Consider the following 22,600-nt stretch of genomic DNA (forward strand, 5'->3'; position numbering starts at 1 on the left):
AAAAAAGAGGATGGAACTAAATTGAACCTATTTCAAGGACATTTTAAGTTTCATCCTCTTTCTTATTATCGTAGTACCACTAATAATAAAAAATACCTATTAAGTGGAGCTTTCTATAAAAATTAAATTATATATAATATAAGTAAGGATGTTTAAATATATAGATAATAATTACCAAATGGTGTTATTAATTCTTCGGAGGAGAAAAATTATGCATGTAGGCGTTATAATGGGTGGAGTTTCTGATGAAAGAGAAATATCAATACTCACAGGAAATGAAATAATAGAAAATCTTGATAAAGAAAAGTATGAGGTGCTTCCTGTACCTATAAATACAGAATACGAACTTATAGACAGAGCAAAATCTTTAGAGTTTGCATTTATTGCTCTCCATGGGAAGTTTGGAGAGGATGGTAAAATTCAAGCAATTCTTGAAAGTCTTAAAGTACCATATTCAGGATGTGGAGTTCTAGGAAGTGCATTGTGCATGGATAAAAATATATGTAAAAAAATATTTTTAGGAGAAAATATACCTACACCTAAGTGGATTATGGTAAAACATGAAGATGATATAAATTATGAGAAAGTAGATGAAATGAAATATCCCATAGTGGTTAAACCAAACAGTGGTGGATCAAGTATAGGAATATTTATAGTTAAAAATAAAGAAAACTTAAAGGAAGCTGTAAAAGAAGCTCTAAAGCATGATAGAGAAGTAATGATTGAAGAATATATAAAGGGCGAAGAGATAACTTGTTGTATGCTTGATGGAGAAATCTTACCTATATTATCTATAAAGCCTAAGAGAGATGAGTTTTTCGATTACAAATCGAAATATGAGGACGAGGGTGCAGAAGAAATTGTAGTAAATTTACCTGAGCATATTGATAAGAAAGTTAAAGAAATTTGTAAAAAATGCTGGAAAGGTTTAAACTTAAGAGTATATGCACGTATCGATATAATGATAAAAGGCGAAGAAATATATGTACTTGAGGTAAACACTCTATCCGGTATGACTAAAAATAGCTTATTTCCTAAAAGTGCTAAGGCAGCAGGTATAAGTTTTAAAAGCCTTTTGGATAAAATAATAGAGTTATCAGGAAAACAATTTTAGCAGATTCATATAATTAAGTTGGTATATAAGGAGCTAATATGTTTAGAAATATAAATTTTAATAAAAAAGAGCCTATATATGAACAGCTTTATAATTATATAAAAAATATGTTAGAGGATGGAATGCTTTCATCCTCTAGTAAACTTCCTTCTACAAGAGAAATAAGCGAAAACCTAAATATAAGTAGAAATACAGTGGTAAGAGCATATGAAATTTTAGAGGCTGAAGGATACATATATACTATAAAAGGTAAGGGAAGTTTTGTAAGTGAAATAAAAAACATAAAGACTAAAGATTGGAATGTAAACTGGGAAGAAGCTGTAAATTCTTTTGCTAAAAAGGCAGAGAAGTTAGATATTATGAAAAATGAGGCTATTTTTAAAAAAGGTATGATATCTTTTAAAAGTATTGCTCCAGATGAAAGTTTGTTTGACATAGAAGAATTTAAAAAGGCCTTTTTAGATAGAATGTCCTTAGAGGGAGAAAAACTTTTAAATTACGGATATGCTCAGGGATACAAGCCTTTAATAAACTATCTTATGGATTATATGAATAAAAAGGGAGTTAGTACAAGAGATAGGGATATACTTATAACTAATGGCTTTACTGAGGGATTTGATATAGTCTTAAGTACCCTAACTAATAAGGGAGACCGTATACTTTGTGAAGATCCTACCCATAATACAGCTATAAAAATAATGAAACTTCAAGGAATCGATATTCATGGAATAGCTATAAACAAAGAAGGAATTGACGAAAATAAGCTTAAAGAAGAACTTAATACACATAAGTTTAAGTTTGCTTTTTTCATCCCATCATATCATAATCCTACAGGTATGGTCATGTCTTATAAAAAAAGAGAAAATGTATATAATATACTTAGGGAATATAATGTTCCTATAATTGAGGATGGATTTAATGAAGAATTACAGCATTCAGGATCTCACATTGCACCTATAGCTAGTATAGGTGGCGAGGGAAACGGAGTAATTTATATAGGAAGTCTATCAAAAATACTTTTTCCAGGTCTCAGAATTGGATGGATATTTGGAGATAAAAGACTTATAGATATCCTTCAAAGTGTTAAAAGAAGCAGAAATATACACACTTCGTTTCTAGATCAAGCACTTTTGTATCAATATATGAAGAATGGAAGCTTTGAAAAGTATTTAAAAAAGGCTAGAAGTATATATAAATCAAAATATAATTTTACAAAAGAACTTATTGAGAAATACATCCCTCATGAATATATATTAGGGGATGGAGGCTTATATGTATATATAAAGCTCAAAGGTATAAGTTCAAGAGAACTTTTGAAAAACTGCTTTAATAGAGGCGTAATATTTACTCCAGCAGATATGTTTTATGTAAACAAAGGAGGATATAATGAATTACGACTCAGCTTCTCCAGGGTTTCATTTGACGAGATAGAAAAAGGCATAAAAATAATTGGAGAAGAGGTAAAAAAACTTAAAAATAATGTTGACAAATTAAGTGGAAATTAATATAATTAATATAACATATAAAACTTATTTGTTTAGTAGGAGTTGTTGAAGTGAAGATATCTACAAAAGGAATATATGGGTTAAAAGCAATACTAGATTTAGCTACAAATTCATTTAATGATGTGGTTACGCTAAAAAGTATATCGGAAAGACAGCACATATCTGAAGGGTATTTAGAACAAATTTTTTCTCTCTTAAGAAAAAGAGAATTGGTAAAGGGAAGAAAAGGCTCTCAAGGAGGATATACTTTAGTAAAGGAACCTAAAGAGATTACGGTAGGAGAAATATTAAGGGCGTTAGAAGGGGAACTTTTTCAAGTAGATGTTCCTGAAGAAGAAAAAAACTCTAAGATAGAAAGATGTATAGAAGATAGAGTTTGGGGTAATTTAAGAGAAAATATAAATAAAGTTGTAGATTCTATAACTTTAGAACAACTTGTAGAAGATTATAAGAAATATAATAATGAAGTAACCATGTATTATATATAGAAATTAAAGATTATTTATAAAGTTTAATTTCTATTTTGGTTATAGATAATTTATAAAATAAATATTATTCAGTTGGGATGCGCGGTTTATAGGAAAATTAAGATTTCTGCAAAAATATATCCCAACTAAAATTTTAAATAAAAGCATAGTAAACAAATATGTATAATAGAGGAGAGATGTTATATGAAAAAGGTATATAATAATTTAACAGAATTAATAGGAAATACACCACTTGTAAGAGTTGATAAATTTAAGGAAAAATACAATTTAAAGGGGAATATAATTGCAAAGGTGGAATATTTTAACCCGGCAGGAAGTGTAAAGGATAGAATTGCATTTGCAATGCTTGAAGAAGCTGAAAAACAAGGACTTTTAAATAAGGACTCTATAATTATAGAACCAACTAGCGGAAATACTGGTGTAGGGCTTGCTTTTGCAGCTACAGTAAAAGGATATAAATTAATACTAACTATGCCTGATACAATGAGTGTTGAAAGAAGAAATTTACTAAAGGCTTATGGAGCAGAGCTTGTATTAACACCTGGAGCAGAAGGTATGAAGGGTGCAATTAAAAAAGCAGAAGAAATAGCAGCTGAAAATAATAATTCTTTTATACCTCAGCAGTTTGAGAATAAAGCAAATCCTAAAATTCATAAACTAACTACAGCAAAAGAAATATGGGAAGATACTGAAGGCCAGGTAGATATATTTATAGCAGGGGTAGGAACTGGCGGAACTATAACTGGAGTTTCCGAATACCTAAAAGAAAAAAATCCAAATGTTAAAATAGTAGCAGTGGAACCAGAAGCTTCAGCAGTACTTTCAGGAGAAAAACCAGGCCCTCATAAAATTCAGGGGATAGGTGCAGGATTTATTCCAAGTATATTAAACGCAGAAGTAATTGATGAAATAGTAAGAGTTACAAATGAAGATGCACTTAAAACTACAAAAGAAGCATCTTATTTAGAAGGAATGCTTGTTGGAATATCTTCTGGAGCGGCACTATATGCAGCAAAGATAATAGCGGAAAGAGAAGAAAACAAAGATAAAAATATAGTTGTACTTCTTCCTGATACAGGAGCAAGATATTTATCCATGGGAATATTTGATTAGTAACCAGTAGTTAGTAACCAGTAGCCAGTAAAATGTGGTTTTGCTTTGCAAAACATCCATAGCTGGGTATTGGTTACTTTTTTACTGGTTATTAATTTTGGATAGTTCACAAAAAAGGTGTAAAATTTAATAATTCCTTATACTAGAACTTAGTGCTTTGTGTTATACTATATTGTTGTACGGAGGTGAATAATTTGGATAAAATATATATGGATTATAGCGCTACAACTTATATAAAGCCAGAAGTAGTAGAAGCAATGGAACCTTACATAAAAGAATACTTTGCAAATCCTTCTTCTGCATATTCTCTTTCCAATAGGGCAAAAATGATTATAGATGAAAGCAGAGAAGCGTTAGCAAATTTAATAAATGCTAAGAGTAGTGAAATATATTTTACTTCAGGAGGAACTGAAAGTGACAACTGGGCAATAAAAGGAGTGGCCTTTGCCAATATGAATAAGGGACGCCATATAATCACTTCTTCTATTGAACATCATGCAGTCTTAAATGCCTGTGAGTATTTAAAAAAGTTTGGTTTTGAAATAACTTATCTTACTGTAGATGAATATGGAATGGTAAATCTACAAGAATTAAAAAGTAGCATAAGAAAAGATACTATTTTAGTTTCAATAATGATTGCAAATAATGAAATAGGAACTATAGAGCCTATAAGTGAAATAGGAAAGGTTTGTAAGGAAAGAAATGTAGTTTTCCACACAGATGCAGTGCAGGCAGTGGGAAATATACATTTAGATGTAGAGAATATGAATATAGATTTATTAAGCTTTGCTTCTCATAAAATATATGGTCCAAAGGGAATTGGTGCATTATATATAAGAAAAGGTACTAAAATAGATAATTTAATTCATGGAGGAGAGCAGGAAAAAGGAAAACGAGGAGGCACAGAAAATTTAGCTTCTATTGTTGGATTTGGAAAGGCTTCGGAAATTGCTTTAAATAATCTAAATGAGCATAGAGAAAGATTAACTTATTTAAGAGATATACTTATAAATGAACTTTTACAAATACCTGGGACTAAGCTAAATGGTGCTAAAGGTGAGAAAAGACTTCCTGGAAGTGTAAATATAACATTTAATGATGCTCAAGCAGAATTAATGCTTATGATGATGGATAGGGAAGGGATTTTTGTATCCTCAGGTAGTGCATGCCAAGCTGGGGCTGTAGAGCCTTCGCATGTACTTAAAGCTATAGGGCTTTCAAATAAAGAAGCCAAGGAAACTATAAGGTTTAGTTTGGGATATAAAACTACGAAGGAACATGTAGACAAGGTTATTAATGTGGTTAGGGATTGTGTACAAAAGTTAAGAGGTTGTTAGTTAGTAATATCGAACTCATAAAATGCAGGGAACTATTAGGTGTTAGGATTAAATTTAATAGGAGGTATTAATTAAGTTGAAGAAGAAAGTTTTACTCGGTATGAGCGGAGGAGTGGATAGCTCTGTTGCAGCTTATCTTTTAAAAGAGCAGGGGTATGATGTAATTGGGGTCACAATGCAAATATGGCAGGATGATGAGGAATTCGAGGAAAGAGAGGGAGGATGCTGCTCACTAAGTGCTGTAGCAGATGCTAGAAGAGTTGCACAAGCACTAGATATTCCTTTTCATGTAATGAATTTTAAAGAGGATTTTAAAGAAAAGGTAATAGATTATTTTGTGGATGAATATCTTGTAGGTCGAACTCCAAACCCATGTATAGCATGTAATAAACACATAAAATTTGACTTGTTTCTAAAAAAAGCAATGGCAATGGGAATAGATTATGTAGCTACAGGTCATTATGCAATAATAGGTCAAAATGGCTATAGATATACCCTTAGAAAGTCTGATGACTCAAGAAAGGATCAAACTTATGCACTTTATAATCTTACCCAATTTCAATTAAGCAGAACCCTTATGCCTTGTGGAGAATATACAAAGGATCAAATAAGGGAAATAGCTAAAAAGATAGGTCTTAGAGTACATAATAAAAAGGATAGTGAAGAGATATGCTTTGTATATGATAATGATCATGGCGGATACATAAATAGAAACTATCCTGGAAAAGTTAAAGAAGGAAATTTTGTCGATAAGAGTGGTAAAATACTTGGAAAGCATAAGGGAATAGTGTATTATACAATAGGTCAAAGGAAGGGACTTGGAATAGCTCTAGGTAAACCTATGTATGTTACAGATATAAAGCCTCAAACTAATGAAGTAGTTTTAGGAGACGAAGAAGATATATTTACAAGAGTACTTGTAGCAAAGGATATAAATTTAATTTCCATGGATATTTTAGAAGCTCCAATGGAAGTTGAAGCTAAAATTAGATACTCTGCACAACCTCAAAAGGCATTAATAGAGCCAATTGATGGTGGACATAAAATAAAGGTTACTTTTAAGGAAAATCAAAGAGCTATAACTAAAGGTCAATCTGTAGTGTTTTATGATGGAGACATGGTTCTTGGTGGAGGAGTTATTGAATAACTAATGTTTGATTTAAATGATTAATAATTAATTTAAAATAAAAAAGCTTGCAATGATGCAAGCTTTTTTTAAATATCCATTTTGTTTACATGAACTCCTTCAACGGAGGTTAACTCATTTTCTAGCGCTTCTACATCAGATTTTTCAGCAAATATTTGAAGAAGTATAAGTCCCTTTGGAGAACAAGAATCCTCTTCAGTTTCATGCAATCCTATTCGTGTTTTAATTATACAGCCATGCTCAGTTAAAATTTGTTGTACCCTTGGGGCATGTTCATCTCTTCCGTCGACGGTAACAGCCATTATGATAGTTTTTTTCATAAGTGGAAAACTCCTTCCTTGTAAATTTAGATTTAGTTTATGATTTTTCATTATACATACAATAGCATACAAATATTATCTTATCCAAATTTAGGAAAAATATATACTAAACTATAATATTTTTCTAAATAAATCAAAAATAATATAAAATAAGGCATTATAGTAGAATAAAATATAAGAATTTTATGTTGCATGTTATTAAAATTATGAAGCAATAATGTAAATGTTGATAAAATAAGTGATAGAAAATCATACCATAAGTTCTTATAATTTTATAGTGTTGAGTATAAGTGAATTAATATATTTCAGTAGTCGTTTTCAAAGAAGGTGCTTGTTTTGCAAGTAATTATTCATAGAAAAGTAATTGTAAAACATTGGAACTTTTTACCCAAATACCGTTGACACCTCTTTTTATAGATGATAAGATAAATAACAATAACTCCAAACAACATGTGGGTTAAAAGTAAATAATTTCAAATAGTTATGATGGGAAAAAGCTATATAAATTTAGTTACAGAGATCCAATGGTTGCTGAGAATTGGTGCTAATGATATAGGTAATACTCAACCCTGAACATAAAAACTGAAACCTAAGTAAGTTTTTACGGTAACATCCGTTATAATGTAAGAGTTTTATACAAACTTTCAAAGGCCATAAATAGATTTAGTTTGTGGTGAAGTAGAGTGGTACAGCGTTAATATACGCCTCTATATATCTAAAGGATATATAGGGGCTTTTTATATACTAATATAAGTATTACCAAATAATTATCAAAATCAATAATCACAAGCTGGTTACTAGTTACTGATTACTAGCAGCTGGTACTAAATATACGGGGGGGTTAGATATGAAAACTTTAGATTTTGCAAAAGGAAATTATGAATGGATGGTAGATTTAAGAAGGGATTTTCACAGGCATCCAGAGGCATCCTTTGAGGAATTTAGAACTACAGATAAAATTGAAGAAGAATTAAAGAAAATGGAAATAGAAACTTTAAGGGTAACAAAAACAGGCGTTATAGGGCTATTAAAAGGAGGAAAAGAAGGAAAGGTTGTAGCTTTACGTGCTGACATAGATGCATTATCTGTAAATGAGCAAACTGGGCTTTCATTTAGCTCAGAAACACCTGGATTAATGCATGCTTGTGGACATGACTGCCATGCTGCAACATTACTTGGAGCAGCAAAAATTTTATCAGGAATGAAAGAAGAACTACAAGGAACAGTAAAATTTATATTTCAGCCTGCAGAAGAAGTAGCGGGTGGGGCAAAGGCTATGATAGAAGGTGGAGTACTAGAAAATCCTAAAGTAGATATGATATTTGGAATGCATATTTGGTCAGATGTACCTACAGGACAAGTAGCACTTCAGCCAGGACCTGTAATGGCATCAGCAGATTGTTTTGATTTAACTATAACAGGAAAGTCAGCACATGGTTCTTCACCATGGCAAGGGGTTGACGCTTTAACTTGTGCAACAGCAGTAGTTCAAGGACTACATACTATTGCAACAAAAGTAAATGATGCAAGACAACCTATAGTTATAAATGTAGGAACCTTTCATGCTGGAGAAAGATTTAACGTAGTACCTGGAAAAGCAACAATACAAGGAATGAATAGAGCATTTACTGAACACTCTAGAAAAATGCTTCCTGAATGGATTGAAAAAATGGTTAAAAATACTTGTGAAGCTCATGGTTGTGAGTATGAGTATAAGTATGAATTTATGTGCAGTCCCACTATAAATGAAGAAAAGTCTACAAAGCTTGCTCGAGAATCTGTAGCAAAAGTAGTAGGTCAGGAAAACATAATTGCAATAGATAAGGCAATGGGATCAGAAGACTTCTCAGAATACGCACAAAGAGTACCAGGAGCATTTATGTTCTTAGGGGGAAGAAATGAAGAAAAAGGATGTAAGTATTCCCATCATTCAAACTTCTTCAATGTAGATGAAGACGCACTTCCACTTGGAGCTGCAAGTTATGCACAAGTGGCAATAGATTTCTTGAATAAAAATGAGTAATAACAAAACACCTAAAGAATAAAAAATATTCTTTAGGTGTTTTTCTATAAATAAAGATTGTAAAAGTGTCTATAGATAAATCTTTATAACTTTTAGTTCGTATTGGTAGTAATTTTTACTGGCTAAATTACATCAAAAAAGCTCAGTTGATCACTTTCTGGAAGACCTATTAAACAGCCAAATTTTCTAAGTGAATCTATAGCAGAATTTCCAATCTTAGCACGTTTCTTTAGATCTTCTACAGAGCTAATAGGTTGTTCTTCTTGGAGCGCATTATATATTCCTTCTGCAGCTACCGTTCCCATACCCGATATACTGTTTATAGGAGGTCTTAAGCCATCCTCTTCAACTAGAAATCTAGAGGCATGGGATTTATATAAATCAATAGGAAGGAATTTAATATTTCTTTCGTACATTTCTAAAACTATTTCTAAGTCATCATACATATCCTTATCCTTAGGAGCTGCTTGATTACCCATCATATCAATTTCCTTCATCTTTTCTTTAACTTTCTCTTTTCCAAATATCATAAATTCTGCATCGAAGGCCTTTGCTCTAATGCTAAAGTATGCTGCATAATAGGCCTTAGGTATATGCACTTTAAACCAAGCTATTCTGAAGGCCATCATAACATAAGCTGCAGCATGGGCCTTAGGGAACATATATTTTATTTTCCTGCAGGAATCTATATACCATTCCGGCACATCATGTTCTCTCATCATTGCTTCATACTCAGCCCATTTTTCAGGGTCTTTTAATGCCTTTCCTTTACGAACTAGCTCCATTATTTTAAAGGCAGTATTAGGTGGCAAACCTTTTTTGATTAGATAAACCATTATATCATCTCTAGTACATACAGCCTCACTTATGCTGGTAACTATTTTTGAATCAATTAAATCCTTAGCATTTCCCAGCCACACATCGGTACCATGGGAAAGTCCTGATATACATATTAAGTCCATAAAGGTTTTTGGCATTGTATCTAGAAGCATTCCCCTTACGAATTTGGTGCCAAACTCAGGAACTCCAAAGGTTCCTACCTTAGAATTTATTTGCTGGGGAGTTACTCCCAGAGCTTGTGTAGATGAAAATATAGACATGGTCTCCTTATCATCCATAGGTATCGTCTTAGGATCTACTCCTGTAATATCCTGAAGCATTCTTATAACTGTTGGATCATCATGCCCTAGTATATCAAGCTTCAATAAATTCTGGTCAATGGAGTGATAATCAAAATGTGTTGTAATAATATCTGAGCTGGAATCATCTGCAGGATGCTGTACTGGGCAAAACTCAAATATTTCTCTTCCCTTGGGAACAACTATTATACCCCCAGGATGCTGTCCAGAGGTTCTCTTTATACCTGTACAGCCTCTTGAGATTCTGAGAATTTCTGCCTTATTTACTGTGATACCTTTTTCATCGAAGTACTTTTTTACATATCCAAAAGCTGTTTTTTCTGCTATGGTACCTATAGTTCCTGCTTTAAAGGTTGTGCCTTTCCCAAAGATAACCTCTGTATATCTGTGCGCCTTTCCCTGGTACTCTCCTGAAAAGTTTAAGTCTATATCCGGTTCCTTATCTCCATTGAAACCTAAGAATGTTTCAAAAGGGATATCTATGCCATCCTTAACCAAAGCTTCTCCGCAAACAGGGCAAACTTTATCTGGTAAGTCAAAACCGATTTTATAGCCATAGTCAGCAAAATCTGAATGCTTACAGCTAGGGCATCTGTAATGAGGCGGCAGGGCATTTACCTCAGTTATACCAGTCATATATGCCACAACAGAGGAACCAACGGAGCCTCTAGAGCCTACCAAATACCCATCTTCATTAGACTTCCATACAAGCTTTTGAGCAATTATATACATTACGGAGAATCCATTTTTTATAATGGAATCCAGCTCTCTATCAAGCCTTTGTTGAATAATTTCAGGAAGAGGGTCTCCATAAAGTTCATGAGCCTTACCATAGGTAATATCTTTAATGGTCTGCTCACATCCATCTATGTGTGGTGTAGCCTTTTGTGACGAAATAGGACTAATCTGTTCACACATATCAGATATCATATTGGTGTTTGTAACTACCACCTCATAGGCTTTTTTACTTCCTAAATAGGAAAACTCTTCAAGCATTTCCTCAGTGGTTTTTAAATATAAAGGAGCCTGATTGTCTGCATCCTTAAATCCCTGTCCTGCTTCTAATATACGCCTGTATATCTCATCCTCAGGGTCTATAAAGTGAACATCTCCTGTTGCCACTACAGGTTTATTTAATTTTTCACCAAGAGCAACAATTTTTCTATTGACTTCCTTTAGATATTCTCTATTAGGTACCTGCTCTGTCCTTACTAAATAATCATTATTTTTTAGGGGTTGAATTTCTAAATAATCATATTCCTCTGCAATAGTTTTAATTTCCTCATCTGATTTTCCAAGTAAAATTGCCTGGTAAAGCTCTCCTTCACTGCAGGCACTACCAAGTATTAAACCTTCAGAGTATTTTTTATAAAGACTTCTTAATATACGAGGTTTCTTATAAAAATAATCTAAATGGGAATAGGATACCAGCTTATATAAATTCTTTAATCCTACATAATCCTTTGCCAGTATTATTGCATGATAGGTCTTAAGTTTTTTATATTCTTCCCTTTTAGATTCTTCATCGGAGCCATATATATCTATATCCTGAAGAGTTTCTGCGCCTCTCTTCTTTAGCTTTTCAAGCATTATATTAAAGACCTTAACTGTGGTAGCCACGTCATCTAAGGCTCTATGAGCAACCTCAACCTTTATGCCAAGATTCTTAGCAATTCTCCCTAATTTATAGGTTTTAAAATCAGGAAAGAGCTCTTTTGCTAATGATAAGGTATCTAAGTATGTAAAATCGAAGTCATACCCTAAGACCTTAGCGTTATGCTTTAAGAAGCCTACATCGAATTCAGCATTATGGGCAACCAAAACGCTTCCCTGTATAAACTGTAACATTTTAGGAAATACATTTTCTATGGTATCTGCATCTTTTACCATATCATTGGTTATATTAGTAACCTCAATAACTCTTGCAGGAATAGGTTTTTCGGGATTCACAAAGCAGCTAAATTCCTCTATTACCTTTCCATCTTTAAGTTTCATAATTCCTATCTCAGTAATTTTTTCTGTTACTGGTGAAAAGCCCGTGGTTTCCAAATCCAGCACACAATAGGTGGTATCAATACTCTGTCCCTTAAGGTTTGTTACAGAAGGTTTTTTATCCGGTGCTAAATAGGCCTCTACTCCATATATGACCTTCATATCAGGATTATCTCTACCTAAAAGCTTATGGGCCTCGGGAAAGGATTGAACCACTCCATGATCCGTTATAGCAATAGATTTCATGCCCCAGCTCATTGCTCTTTTAATCAAATCAGTGGCACTGGTCATGGCATCCATCTGACTCATTTGTGTATGCATATGCAGCTCTACTCTCTTTACCTGAGATCTGTCCTGTCTCTTAACTTTTCTCATGCCTTCTATTTCTATTATAGTATTGGCAATAAGCTCAACTTCTCCAGAAAACTTACTATAGCCTGCATTTCCACAAAGCCTAACTCTCTTAGCCTTTTTAAGTTTAGATAATACCTCACCGTCTTCACCAGGCTTAATAAAGGATTTACAAGTCATAGAACTTGAGCCATCATACAAGTCAAAAGAAATTAATGTTTTTCCGCTTTTTAATTCCTTTGCCTCTATATTGGATATTTCCCCTTGTATAGCTATCTTTCCCTCATCTGGTGTAATATCAGTAATTTTTATTATAGTATCCTTAATTTTAGAGCTTCTGCCTAATATCAAGAAAGGATCACCTTTTTTTACATCAGTTTCGGCTTTTATTTCCTGTCTTTTTTCTGAAACTTCATTAGGTGAGTTAGGGACAACATTACTTAAAGTTGCCTCAACTTGCTTTTGAATAAACAGCATTTCCTTTTCACGTATATCCTCTTGCATCCTTATTAAATCTTCGCTGCTTACTTTATCAATAAAATTTATTTTATATGCTGTACCATATAGGTTTTTAATGGCATTATGGAGTCTTTTATCATAATCCATGGATTTTAAAAAGTCTGATACTGCAAGTTTAAAATTAAAATTTATTGTATCATTATCCACTTCATATTCACTATTATTTATCACTGCCTTTAATGCAGGGTATTTATCTGCGAGTGAAAGTACGATGCTTTCTAATTCATCTTTTATGGGTTTTTTTTCTGTTCCATCAACATATGTTACAGTGATTTTAGAATCTTTTAATTCAAATCTTTCTCTTATAAACTTATTTAGGAATTCAAATTCTCTTATCTCAATATATTTATCTGAGCTGATTTTGATCTCTAGGGTTTTGGTATTTTTCTTTAAGACTACTGCTTCTACAAGTGCAGTATTTATGTTACCCCCTGATTCATAATCACTAAAAATTTCATTTATTCTTCTCATGTTAATTCCTAACCTTCTCCCACAAATTTTTAGTATGTTACTATTATATAGGATAGACTTATGATTTGTCATGTAGTGAAAAAAAGTATAGCGATATTCATATATATGATAGCAATTTTAACATTGGTTTTCTACTAGTTTTAAATGTAAATAATGTACAAAGTTATATATATCTTATTTTGTGTTAAAATATAAACATAGTAAAATCTAATAAAGTGCTAAATATTAAGTATTAAGCATTAGCTACAAAAGAGGAGGGTATAAGGTGGGGGAAACTAAGTGGACCAAGGAACAAGAAAGTGCTATATACACCAAGGGTTGTAATCTTTTAGTTGCAGCAGCAGCGGGTTCTGGTAAAACTGCGGTACTGGTGGAAAGAATAATAAAGAAAATAACGGATGAAGAAAATCCTATGGATATAGATAAATTATTAGTTGTTACATTCACAAATGCAGCAGCGGCTGAAATGAAGGAAAGAATAGGGGAGGCCATTACAAGGGAACTGGATAAGAATCCAGATTCCAAGGTGCTTCAAAGACAGTTAACGCTTTTAAGTAAGGCTAATATAACTACAATACATTCCTTTTGTTTAAATGTAATAAGAAATAACTTTCATATTTTAGATGTAGACCCGTCCTTTAGAGTTGCAGATGAAACGGAAACAATTTTATTAAAACAGGAAGCCTTAGATGAAATATTTGATGAAAGTTATGAAGAAGATAAGGTAAGTTCTGAATTTTTAAGTCTTGTGGAATCTTATGGGGGAAGAGACGATAAAAAGGTTATGGAAATGGTAGAAAACATTTATCATTTTTCTCAAAGTATGCCTTGGCCTGAAAGCTGGCTTGAAGAGGCAATTGAAGTTTTTAATGTAAAAGAAGATTTCAATTTTGAAAACACTACTTGGGCAGAGATCTTAGTAGAAAATATAAAAATAGAGCTTGAGGGATTTAAAAACAGACTAAAAAAGGCAGTAAATATGCTAGAAGAAGATGAACTCTTAAATCCTTATAAAGAAATTATTAACGAAGATTTAAATTTTGTAGAAGATCTTATAATGGAAGAAAGTTTTGGAAGTATGGCCGAAAAGATATTTTTATATTCACATTCAGTGCTGCCTCGTAAAAAGCTAGATGAATATTTAAAAGAAATAAAAGAAAAGGCTGTTAAAGTAAGAAATGATGTAAAAGACAAGCTAAAAGGCATAAGGGAGAGTTATTTCCAGGGACATGAGGATATAAAAAGTCAACTTCAAGGTTTATACCCAAGAATGAAGGTTTTGAAGGATTTAGTAATAAACTTTAGTATGAGGTATGCTGAAAAAAAGAGAGAAAAAAATATAATAGATTTCAATGATATAGAACATTTTTGTCTTTATATACTTACACAATTTACAGAAAAAGATGAGATTATTCCTTCATCTATAGCTGTTGAGTATAGAAGGAAATTTGAAGAAGTACTAGTTGATGAATATCAAGATAGTAACTTGGTTCAAGAGGTTATATTAAATTCAGTATCACGCCAGCCTAATATAGAGCTACAAGATTCTAAATTGACTGTGCCAAATTTATTTATGGTAGGCGATGTAAAACAAAGTATCTACCGTTTTAGGCAAGCAAAACCAGAGCTTTTTTTAGAAAAGTATAATACCTATGAAGAAGGCCAAGGAGAAAATAGAAAGATAAAGTTATTTAAAAATTTTAGAAGTAGAGAAAATGTTATACACGGGGTAAATTTTATATTTAAGCAAATAATGTCTAAAAATCTAGGAGAACTTGACTATACTGATGAGGAAGCTTTAAATCCAGGAGCATATTATCCAGAGCCTGAGGAAGGCATAAATTACGCAGGAGCTGTAGAACTTCACCTTATGGAAAAAAACTCTCTTAAAAATCAAAGTACACTAGAAGGAGAAGATGTAGAAGAAGAAACAGAAGAGGATGCTCCAGATAATATTAAGCTTGAAGCAAATATGGTATGCAAAATAATAAAAAATCTTATGAGCTCAAGTGAAAATCCGTATATGGTATGGGATAAAAATATAAATATTTATAGAAGACTTCAATATAGAGATATAGTAATACTTATGAGAGCTACTAAAAGCTATGCTCCGACATTTACAGAAGAAATGAATAATACAGGTATACCAGTGTTTGCGGATTCCACCTCAGGATATTTTGAAACAGCAGAGGTAAAAACAATACTTGCTCTTCTTCAAGTTATAGATAATCCAAGGCAAGATATTCCTTTATTAGCGGTTTTGAGAAGTCCTATATTTTCTTTTTCAGCAGAGGAGATAATAGACGTAAGGCTTATAAATAAGGAATTAAGTTTTTATGAAATAATAAACAACATAGTTAGCATGGATGATATAGAAGCAATAGAGGAAAAAGATAACATTAGGGCTTTAAACAAAGACTTTATTAAAAAAATAGAATATTTCCATAAAAAACTTGAAAAATGGAGAGATAGAGTTGTAAATTATCCTCTAGATCAATTTATATGGTCCTTATACACAGAAACTGGTTACTATGGTTATGTAGGAGCAATGCCTGGAGGAATTCAAAGACAAGCAAATTTAAGAGTATTATTTGAAAGAGCAAAGCAATATGAAAGCACAAGTTACAGAGGATTATTTAATTTTATAAATTTCATGAATAAACTTCGCTACAGCAGTGGAGATATGGGAAGTGCAAAGATAATTGGAGAAAATGAAGATGTAGTAAGAATTATGAGTATTCATAAGAGTAAGGGATTGGAATTTCCTGTGGTAATACTTGCGGGCTCTGGTAAGCAATTTAATCTTCAAGATACTAAAAAAAGTGTACTTTTTCATCATAAGCTTGGATTTGGACCAGAATATGTGGATTTAGAAAAAAGAGTATCCTATGATACTATAATGAAAGAAGTTATAAAAAAGAAAATTAATTTAGAAACACTTTCTGAAGAACTAAGGATTTTATATGTTGCATTTACAAGGGCTAAGGAGAAATTAATCATCACTGGAATGGTTAAGGATTTAGATAAAACTCTTGAAAAATGGTGCGATAAAGCTCAAGAAGAGGGAGAAAAGATACCTACTTATGCAGTAATGGAGGGTAAAAGTTATTTGGATTGGATAGTGCCACCATTAACTCGTCATAGTGATTGCAGGTGTTTATTAGAAAGAATAGGACTTGATATTTCTTCAAGTCATTGGTCTATGGATAATTCTCATTGGAAAATAAATTTATGGAGTAAGGAAGATTTTAAAGAGGAAATAATAGAAAGGGAAGAAAGAGACATATTAAAAGAACTTGAAGTTTTTTCAGGAACTGAAGAAATAAGCAAGTTCAAAGCTGAAATAGAACGAAGACTTCAGTTTTTGTATCCTTATAAAGAGGCTTCTATTATACCTGCAAAATTTTCAGTATCAGAAATTAAAAGAAGATTTTCACCTTTAGATGAGGAAAATTCTCAGGATATGTTTAAATCAGTTATACTTAAAAAGCCACTGTTCCTAGAAAAGATAAAAAAATTTACAGCAGCGGAAAAAGGAACTTTTATGCACCTTGTAATGCAACATTTAGATATAGCTAATACTGAAGGTATAGAAGATATAAAAAGGCAAATAAATTTAATGGTAATAGATGAGTTTTTAACCGAGGATCAGGCAGAGTCTATAAATATTTATAAAATACTTAAATTTTTAAAAAGCGATTTAGGACAGAGAATGAAGAAGTCTGCTAAAGTAAAAAGAGAACTTCCTTTTTATATAGAAATACCAAGTGGTGAGCTTTATAAAGAACTTCCTTCTAATATATATAAGGATGAAAAGATACTTATACAAGGAGTGATAGATGCATTCTTTGAGGAAGAAGAAGAATTAGTACTTTTGGATTATAAGACAGATTATGTAGAAGAAGTAGAAGAATTTAAGAAAAAATATTCCCTCCAGTTAAAATATTATAAAAGAGCTTTGGAAAAAATAACAGAAAAGAAAGTTAAAGAAGTTTATATTTATTCATTTCATAAGGAAGAAAATTATAAATTGTAACAAATGTTACTGGATAATAATTATTAGCGTGTTATAATATACCTAAGTTAGAAACAAAATACAAACTAGAGGTGAATATTATGAAGAAAAATACTATAAAAGTTTCTATAATAGGTGCAGGTTTTGTGGGTTCTACCACTGCATATGCATTGATGATGGAAGGATTAGCTTCAGAAATAGTAATTGTTGATATAAATAAAGAAAAAGCCGTAGGGGAAGTTATGGACTTAGCTCACGGAATTCCCTTTGTAAAACCTGTGGATATACTTGCAGGAGATTATAAGGATACAAAGGACTCAGATATTGTAATTATAACTGCAGGAGCAGGACCAAAGCCAGGAGAAACAAGACTTGATTTGATAGATAAGAATTATAAAATATTTAAATCAATGGTACCTGAAATAGTAAAATATAGTCCTAACTCAATATTACTTGTGGTTTCAAATCCTGTGGATATATTAACATATGTAACTTATAAGCTTTCAGGATTTCCACCTGAAAGAGTAATTGGTTCAGGCACTGTACTTGACAGTTCAAGATTTAGATATCTCTTAAGTAAGCATTTCAATGTAGATGTAAGAAATGTCCATTCTTATATATTAGGAGAACATGGTGATTCTGAAATAGCTGCTTGGAGTTTGACTAACATAGCAGGGATAGATGTAGATAACTATTGCAAGTGCATATGCAAAAATTGTGATGGAAACTTTAAAATGGGTATTCTTGATCAAGTAAGAAATGCAGCATATGAAATACTAGATAGAAAAGGATATACTTCTTATGCAGTAGCATTAGCCGTTGTAAGAATAGTGGAAGCAATACTTAGAGATGAAAACTCAATACTTACAGTATCTACCTTATTAAAGGGGGAATATGGTATTGAAGATGTGTATATGGGAGTACCTACAGTAGTAGGGGATACTGGTGCGAAAAGAATACTTGAAGTAAACTTAAATGAAGAAGAAAAAAGAAACTTAAAAGAATCTTCAGGAGTATTAAAGGAAAGTCTTAGTGAAATAAAATTTTAGTATAGCAAAGGTGATAGGTGCTAGGGCTGAGTTACCAGTAAGCTAGTAACCAGTCCCTAGTCCCTAAAAATTTCTCGTTTCGAGAAATTCTTGAGCACTTCTATAGCCTGACCGATAAAGGTTTAGGCTTTTTTCTTTGGTAATATCAAATTCTTTAGAGTCTACATCCTCTATAGGAATTAAAATGGAACGTTTAATATTTTCCTCCTTTACCCAGTCATCTTCTATGTTTTGACTTCTGATGGTGTCAGCCATATCAAATAAAAGAGAAAGAGGATCGGTTTTACCTAGAGCGGTATAACTTACCTTAGATATTTTGAATTTAAATCCTAATGTGGAAATGGAAGTATTCATATTATCGAATATAGTTATTGGGTAATTACAACAAAGTGAGCCATCTACTATGAAACTTACTCCATCTTTATGGTTCAGTTCAACAGGTTTAAAATAAAAAGGTATGCTACAGCTCATTCTAACAGCTTTAGCAATAGGAAAGCTGTCTGGATCTATGCCGTATTCAGGCAAATCATCAGGTAAAATCATCATCTTTTTTTTAGTTATATCGGAAGCTATTATTTTTAAAATGCATCCATTTTTACTTTTTAAATCCCCAAATGTAGTTATTCCTTTTTCTTTAAGTAATTTATCAATCCATTCTTCTAAATAATCTCCTGAATATATACCCTTGTCTTTAAAAAAACTTATAGCTTTAGTCACCATAGTTTTTTTTATAAGCGTGTCACTATCTATAAATTTAAGAAAGTTTACATTTATAAGTAAATCTTTTAATTCTTTAGAAGTATAACCTGAGCAAACTAAAGAGGCTATTAAAGAACCTGCAGAGGTACCTGCAGCATTTTCCCATATATGTCCATGTTTTTCTAAACATGACAGTGCACCCACAAAGGCAATAGCTCGAAGCCCTCCTCCTTCAAAAACACCGTTAAACTTCATTTCATCACTTCCTCTTAAAAATGCTATCAATATATTTATATGCTTATTAAATTATTAAGTTTCAATTATAAATTATTAATCTACAAATTTATTTTAGGATTCTTTGATTTTATTTGGGCAAATTGGTAAAATAGGTTTATGATAACTAGAAATTATAAATTAGGAGCGTGAATATAAATGCAAGAAGTAGTAGAAAGATTTTTAAAATATGTAAAGTTTGATACAAAATCAGATGAAGAATCAGGAGTTACTCCAAGTTCAGAAGGCCAAAAGGTTTTTGCAAAGGAACTTGGCAAAGAGCTTGAAAATTTAGGATTTACAAATGTAACAGTGGATGAAAAATTTTATGTAATGGCTGAAATTCCTTCAAATATAGATAAAGAGGTTCCAGTAGTAGGATTTATAGCTCACATGGATACAAGTCCAGATATGAGTGGAAAAAATGTAAACCCTAAGTTTGTAGAAAACTATGATGGGGGAGATATAGTTTTAAACAAGGAAAACAATATAGTACTAATGCCAAGTGAATTTCCAGATCTTAAAAACTATATAGGCAAAACATTAATTACAACTGATGGAACAACGCTTTTAGGAGCAGATGATAAGGCGGGAATTGCGGAAATAGTTACTGCTATGAGATATTTAATAGATAATCCTCAAATTCCACATGGTACTATAAAAGTGGCTTTTACTCCAGATGAGGAAATTGGAGAGGGTGCAAATCATTTTGATGTGGAAAAATTCAATGCACATTTTGCGTACACTGTGGATGGAGGAGCTATAGGGGAGTTAGAATATGAAAACTTTAACGCTGCTTCAGCAAAGGTAACTATACAAGGAAGAAATGTTCATCCAGGCACTGCTAAAAATGCCATGATAAATTCTGCCCTTATAGCTTCAGAATTTATGAGAGGTCTTCCTGAAAATGAAGTTCCAGAAAACACAGAAGGATATGAAGGATTTTATCACTTAACTTCTATAAAAGGAGAGGTAGAGTGTACTGAACTTAGCTATATAATAAGGGATTTTGATAAGGAAAGTTTTGAAAATAGAAAAAATGTAATACAACAAATAGCAAATAAAATAAATGAAAAGTATGGAAAAGAATTAGTATCTTTAAAAGTAAGGGATCAGTATTATAATATGAAGGAAAAAGTTGAGCCTTATAAATATATAGTGGACATTGCTTATGAAGCTATGATAGAGGCAGGAGTAATTCCAAAGGTAACTCCTATAAGAGGAGGAACTGATGGGGCTAGATTATCCTTTATGGGATTACCTACGCCAAACTTTTTTACAGGCGGACATAACTTTCATGGAAAATATGAATTTATACCTGTAGAATCTATGGAAAAGGCAGTAGAAGTAATACTTAAAGTAGTAGAAAAAACAACTAAACTCTAAAATATAATATTTTAATAAAATTATATTTTTAGAAAAACATTAATCATAGAAGGGTTAATGTTTTTCTTTTTTTATATTATTTGTATTAAGTGTAAAAAATAACAATTATTTTGAAAAAATATGTTGTAATTTGTTGAAAAAGTAAAAAAACAATGTTAATATTAAACTATGAAAGCAAAAGGGAGTTGAAATCATGGAAACTTTAGAAGGTTGGCTTGCCAAGCAGGATATTTATACGGTTTTAATGTTTATAATTTTTATTTTTGCAATAATTATGCTTATAATTAACATATATAAAAGAAAAAAAGCTGAAGAAATGCTTATAAAAACTCAACAGCTTTTAGATGAAGTTAGAGTACAGGATGAGATTACAACGGAGTTTTTTACAAATGTATCACATGAACTTAGAACTCCTTTAAATGTAATGCTTAGTAGTGTACAACTCATAGAACTTTACATACAAAAGGGAATGATAAAAGAAGAAGGCGTAAGTTTACATAAAAAGATAGATGTAATTAAGCAAAATTCATTAAGACTCTTAAAACTTATAAATAACTTAATAGATATGACGAAGATGAATTCGGGTTTTTATGAATTACAGCTTAAAAATTGTAATATAGTATCTGTAGTGGAAGAAAGTGTATTGTCCATGATAGAATATGTCGAAAGTAGAAATATAGAGTGCATTTTCGATACTGAAGTAGAGGAAATGTATATGAATTGTGACCCTGAAAAGATAGAGAGGGTAATGCTTAATTTATTGTCTAATGCAGCTAAGTTTACTCCTAAGGATGGAAAAATATATGTAAATATTTATCAAAGAAAAGATAAAGTTGAAATTAGTGTTAAAGATACGGGGATAGGTATCGCAAAGGATAAACAAAAAATAATATTTGATAGATTTAAGCAAATAGAAGGAGCGGCAAGAGATAGTAAAGATAAAGGCAGCGGTTTAGGGCTTTACTTAGTGAAATCAATGGTAGAACTTCATAATGGAAATATTAAATTAAAAAGTGAACTAGGAAAAGGATGCGAATTTTTAATAACCTTTCCTATAGAAAATGTTAATGAAACTCATAATGAAATTAATAGAGAAACTGATAAAGAAGTGGAGCCACAGTGGGCAAATTATGAAAAAAATGAATTATCAGGGCTCGAACTTTCAGATTTACTGAGTGGAAATGTCAAATAAGAAAGAACAGGTAACCCCTGTTCTTTCTTATTTGACAATATTTTTGGATGTTTTTAATATTTACAAAATGTTTTGTAATGAACTGTAATACGAAATATCTTGCAAAATAATACAAACGTGATATACTAATATATGTACTAAAACAGGTTAACATAATATTAGAGGGAGGTGACATTGAATGAAAGACGAAAAGATATTTAACTTGACACAAGACGTTATAGACGAATGTTTAGAAGAAAGCATGGAAAAGCCAGAAGAAGAAAACTCTGCTTACAAAAAAAGCGCCTAATAAAATTTTTAGGAAGGGGTAAAAGCCATAGGAGGTTAGGCTCCCATGGTTAAATATATGATAAAATATAGTTTATCAAAAAATAAATAAAAAACTTCCAAGCTTAATTACAGCATGGAAGTTTTTTATTTATTTTTTGAAGTTAAAAAAGGGATGCCGTGAAGGGCACCCCTGAAAA

14 protein-coding genes and 1 other annotated feature are annotated in these 22,600 nt (G+C 31.8%); of the genes, 11 read left to right on the forward strand and 3 right to left on the reverse strand.

Annotated features, from left to right (window positions below; all coding sequences use genetic code 11):
• Nucleotides 1-211 precede the first annotated feature (211 nt).
• From BSD9I1_RS03800 to mnmA, 6 genes are all read left to right on the forward strand, one after another.
• Nucleotides 212-1,114: a D-alanine--D-alanine ligase gene (locus BSD9I1_RS03800; protein ID WP_186429203.1), complete on the forward strand. Its 903-nt coding sequence runs from the start codon at nucleotides 212-214 to the stop codon at nucleotides 1,112-1,114.
• Between the two features lie 38 nt (nucleotides 1,115-1,152).
• Nucleotides 1,153-2,619 (forward strand): PLP-dependent aminotransferase family protein, encoded by a 1,467-nt coding sequence (locus BSD9I1_RS03805; protein ID WP_186429204.1) that lies wholly within the window; start codon nucleotides 1,153-1,155, stop codon nucleotides 2,617-2,619.
• A 50-nt stretch (nucleotides 2,620-2,669) separates the two neighbouring features.
• Nucleotides 2,670-3,107, forward strand: coding sequence for an Rrf2 family transcriptional regulator (locus tag BSD9I1_RS03810; RefSeq protein WP_035309795.1), 438 nt, complete (start codon nucleotides 2,670-2,672; stop codon nucleotides 3,105-3,107).
• 183 nt (nucleotides 3,108-3,290) lie between these two features.
• The gene (gene cysK, locus BSD9I1_RS03815; protein ID WP_186429205.1) at nucleotides 3,291-4,220 is read left to right on the forward strand and encodes a cysteine synthase A; all 930 of its coding nucleotides are present in this window, start codon (nucleotides 3,291-3,293) and stop codon (nucleotides 4,218-4,220) included.
• 194 nt (nucleotides 4,221-4,414) lie between these two features.
• Nucleotides 4,415-5,557, forward strand: a complete 1,143-nt coding sequence (nifS, locus tag BSD9I1_RS03820) for a cysteine desulfurase NifS (protein ID WP_186429206.1) — start codon at nucleotides 4,415-4,417, stop codon at nucleotides 5,555-5,557.
• A 76-nt stretch (nucleotides 5,558-5,633) separates the two neighbouring features.
• Nucleotides 5,634-6,704 (forward strand): tRNA 2-thiouridine(34) synthase MnmA, encoded by a 1,071-nt coding sequence (gene mnmA, locus BSD9I1_RS03825; RefSeq protein WP_186429207.1) that lies wholly within the window; start codon nucleotides 5,634-5,636, stop codon nucleotides 6,702-6,704.
• A gap of 68 nt (nucleotides 6,705-6,772) precedes the next feature.
• On the opposite strand, the gene BSD9I1_RS03830 is transcribed toward mnmA, so the two are convergent.
• A complete protein-coding gene (locus BSD9I1_RS03830; RefSeq protein WP_186429208.1) occupies nucleotides 6,773-7,024 on the reverse strand; it encodes a hypothetical protein in 252 nt (83 codons plus the stop codon).
• 474 nt (nucleotides 7,025-7,498) lie between these two features.
• Nucleotides 7,499-7,736: a binding site (T-box leader), on the forward strand.
• A 135-nt stretch (nucleotides 7,737-7,871) separates the two neighbouring features.
• On the opposite strand from BSD9I1_RS03830, the gene BSD9I1_RS03835 reads away from it, so the two are divergent.
• Entirely contained in the window at nucleotides 7,872-9,047 is a 1,176-nt protein-coding gene (locus BSD9I1_RS03835) for a M20 family metallopeptidase (RefSeq protein WP_186429209.1), read from the forward strand.
• 122 nt (nucleotides 9,048-9,169) lie between these two features.
• On the opposite strand, the gene polC is transcribed toward BSD9I1_RS03835, so the two are convergent.
• Entirely contained in the window at nucleotides 9,170-13,519 is a 4,350-nt protein-coding gene (gene polC / locus BSD9I1_RS03840; RefSeq protein WP_186429210.1) for a DNA polymerase III subunit alpha, read from the reverse strand.
• Nucleotides 13,520-13,784: 265 nt separating this feature from the next.
• On the opposite strand from polC, the gene addA reads away from it, so the two are divergent.
• Nucleotides 13,785-17,555: a helicase-exonuclease AddAB subunit AddA gene (gene addA / locus BSD9I1_RS03845; RefSeq protein WP_186429211.1), complete on the forward strand. Its 3,771-nt coding sequence runs from the start codon at nucleotides 13,785-13,787 to the stop codon at nucleotides 17,553-17,555.
• A gap of 80 nt (nucleotides 17,556-17,635) precedes the next feature.
• Nucleotides 17,636-18,583 (forward strand): L-lactate dehydrogenase, encoded by a 948-nt coding sequence (locus BSD9I1_RS03850; protein ID WP_186429212.1) that lies wholly within the window; start codon nucleotides 17,636-17,638, stop codon nucleotides 18,581-18,583.
• A 63-nt stretch (nucleotides 18,584-18,646) separates the two neighbouring features.
• Here BSD9I1_RS03850 and BSD9I1_RS03855 read toward each other — a convergent pair whose 3' ends face one another.
• Nucleotides 18,647-19,537: a patatin-like phospholipase family protein gene (locus tag BSD9I1_RS03855; protein ID WP_186429213.1), complete on the reverse strand. Its 891-nt coding sequence runs from the start codon at nucleotides 19,535-19,537 to the stop codon at nucleotides 18,647-18,649.
• Between the two features lie 177 nt (nucleotides 19,538-19,714).
• Between BSD9I1_RS03855 and pepT the strand changes: the two genes are divergently transcribed.
• Together pepT and BSD9I1_RS03865 are read left to right on the forward strand one after the other, a co-directional pair.
• Nucleotides 19,715-20,941, forward strand: a complete 1,227-nt coding sequence (pepT, locus tag BSD9I1_RS03860; protein ID WP_186429214.1) for a peptidase T — start codon at nucleotides 19,715-19,717, stop codon at nucleotides 20,939-20,941.
• Nucleotides 20,942-21,134: 193 nt separating this feature from the next.
• A complete protein-coding gene (locus BSD9I1_RS03865) occupies nucleotides 21,135-22,133 on the forward strand; it encodes a sensor histidine kinase KdpD (protein ID WP_186429215.1) in 999 nt (332 codons plus the stop codon).
• The last annotated feature ends 467 nt before the right edge of the window (nucleotides 22,134-22,600 follow it).

It is taken from the genome of Clostridium sp. BSD9I1 (assembly GCF_900185645.1).
In the GTDB taxonomy this organism is placed as follows: domain Bacteria; phylum Bacillota; class Clostridia; order Clostridiales; family Clostridiaceae; genus Clostridium_AK.

What these genes read in the sequence shown, in the direction of transcription:
- pepT (WP_186429214.1), top strand. Translation starts at nt 19,715, where the DNA reads ATGCAAGAAGTAGTAGAAAGATTTTTAAAATATGTAAAGTTTGATACA.
- BSD9I1_RS03850 (WP_186429212.1), top strand. Translation starts at nt 17,636, where the DNA reads ATGAAGAAAAATACTATAAAAGTTTCTATAATAGGTGCAGGTTTTGTG.
- BSD9I1_RS03830 (WP_186429208.1), bottom strand. Translation starts at nt 7,024, where the DNA reads ATGAAAAAAACTATCATAATGGCTGTTACCGTCGACGGAAGAGATGAA.
- BSD9I1_RS03800 (WP_186429203.1), top strand. Translation starts at nt 212, where the DNA reads ATGCATGTAGGCGTTATAATGGGTGGAGTTTCTGATGAAAGAGAAATA.
- BSD9I1_RS03855 (WP_186429213.1), bottom strand. Translation starts at nt 19,537, where the DNA reads ATGAAGTTTAACGGTGTTTTTGAAGGAGGAGGGCTTCGAGCTATTGCC.
- BSD9I1_RS03835 (WP_186429209.1), top strand. Translation starts at nt 7,872, where the DNA reads ATGAAAACTTTAGATTTTGCAAAAGGAAATTATGAATGGATGGTAGAT.
- BSD9I1_RS03805 (WP_186429204.1), top strand. Translation starts at nt 1,153, where the DNA reads ATGTTTAGAAATATAAATTTTAATAAAAAAGAGCCTATATATGAACAG.
- polC (WP_186429210.1), bottom strand. Translation starts at nt 13,519, where the DNA reads ATGAGAAGAATAAATGAAATTTTTAGTGATTATGAATCAGGGGGTAAC.
- cysK (WP_186429205.1), top strand. Translation starts at nt 3,291, where the DNA reads ATGAAAAAGGTATATAATAATTTAACAGAATTAATAGGAAATACACCA.
- BSD9I1_RS03865 (WP_186429215.1), top strand. Translation starts at nt 21,135, where the DNA reads ATGGAAACTTTAGAAGGTTGGCTTGCCAAGCAGGATATTTATACGGTT.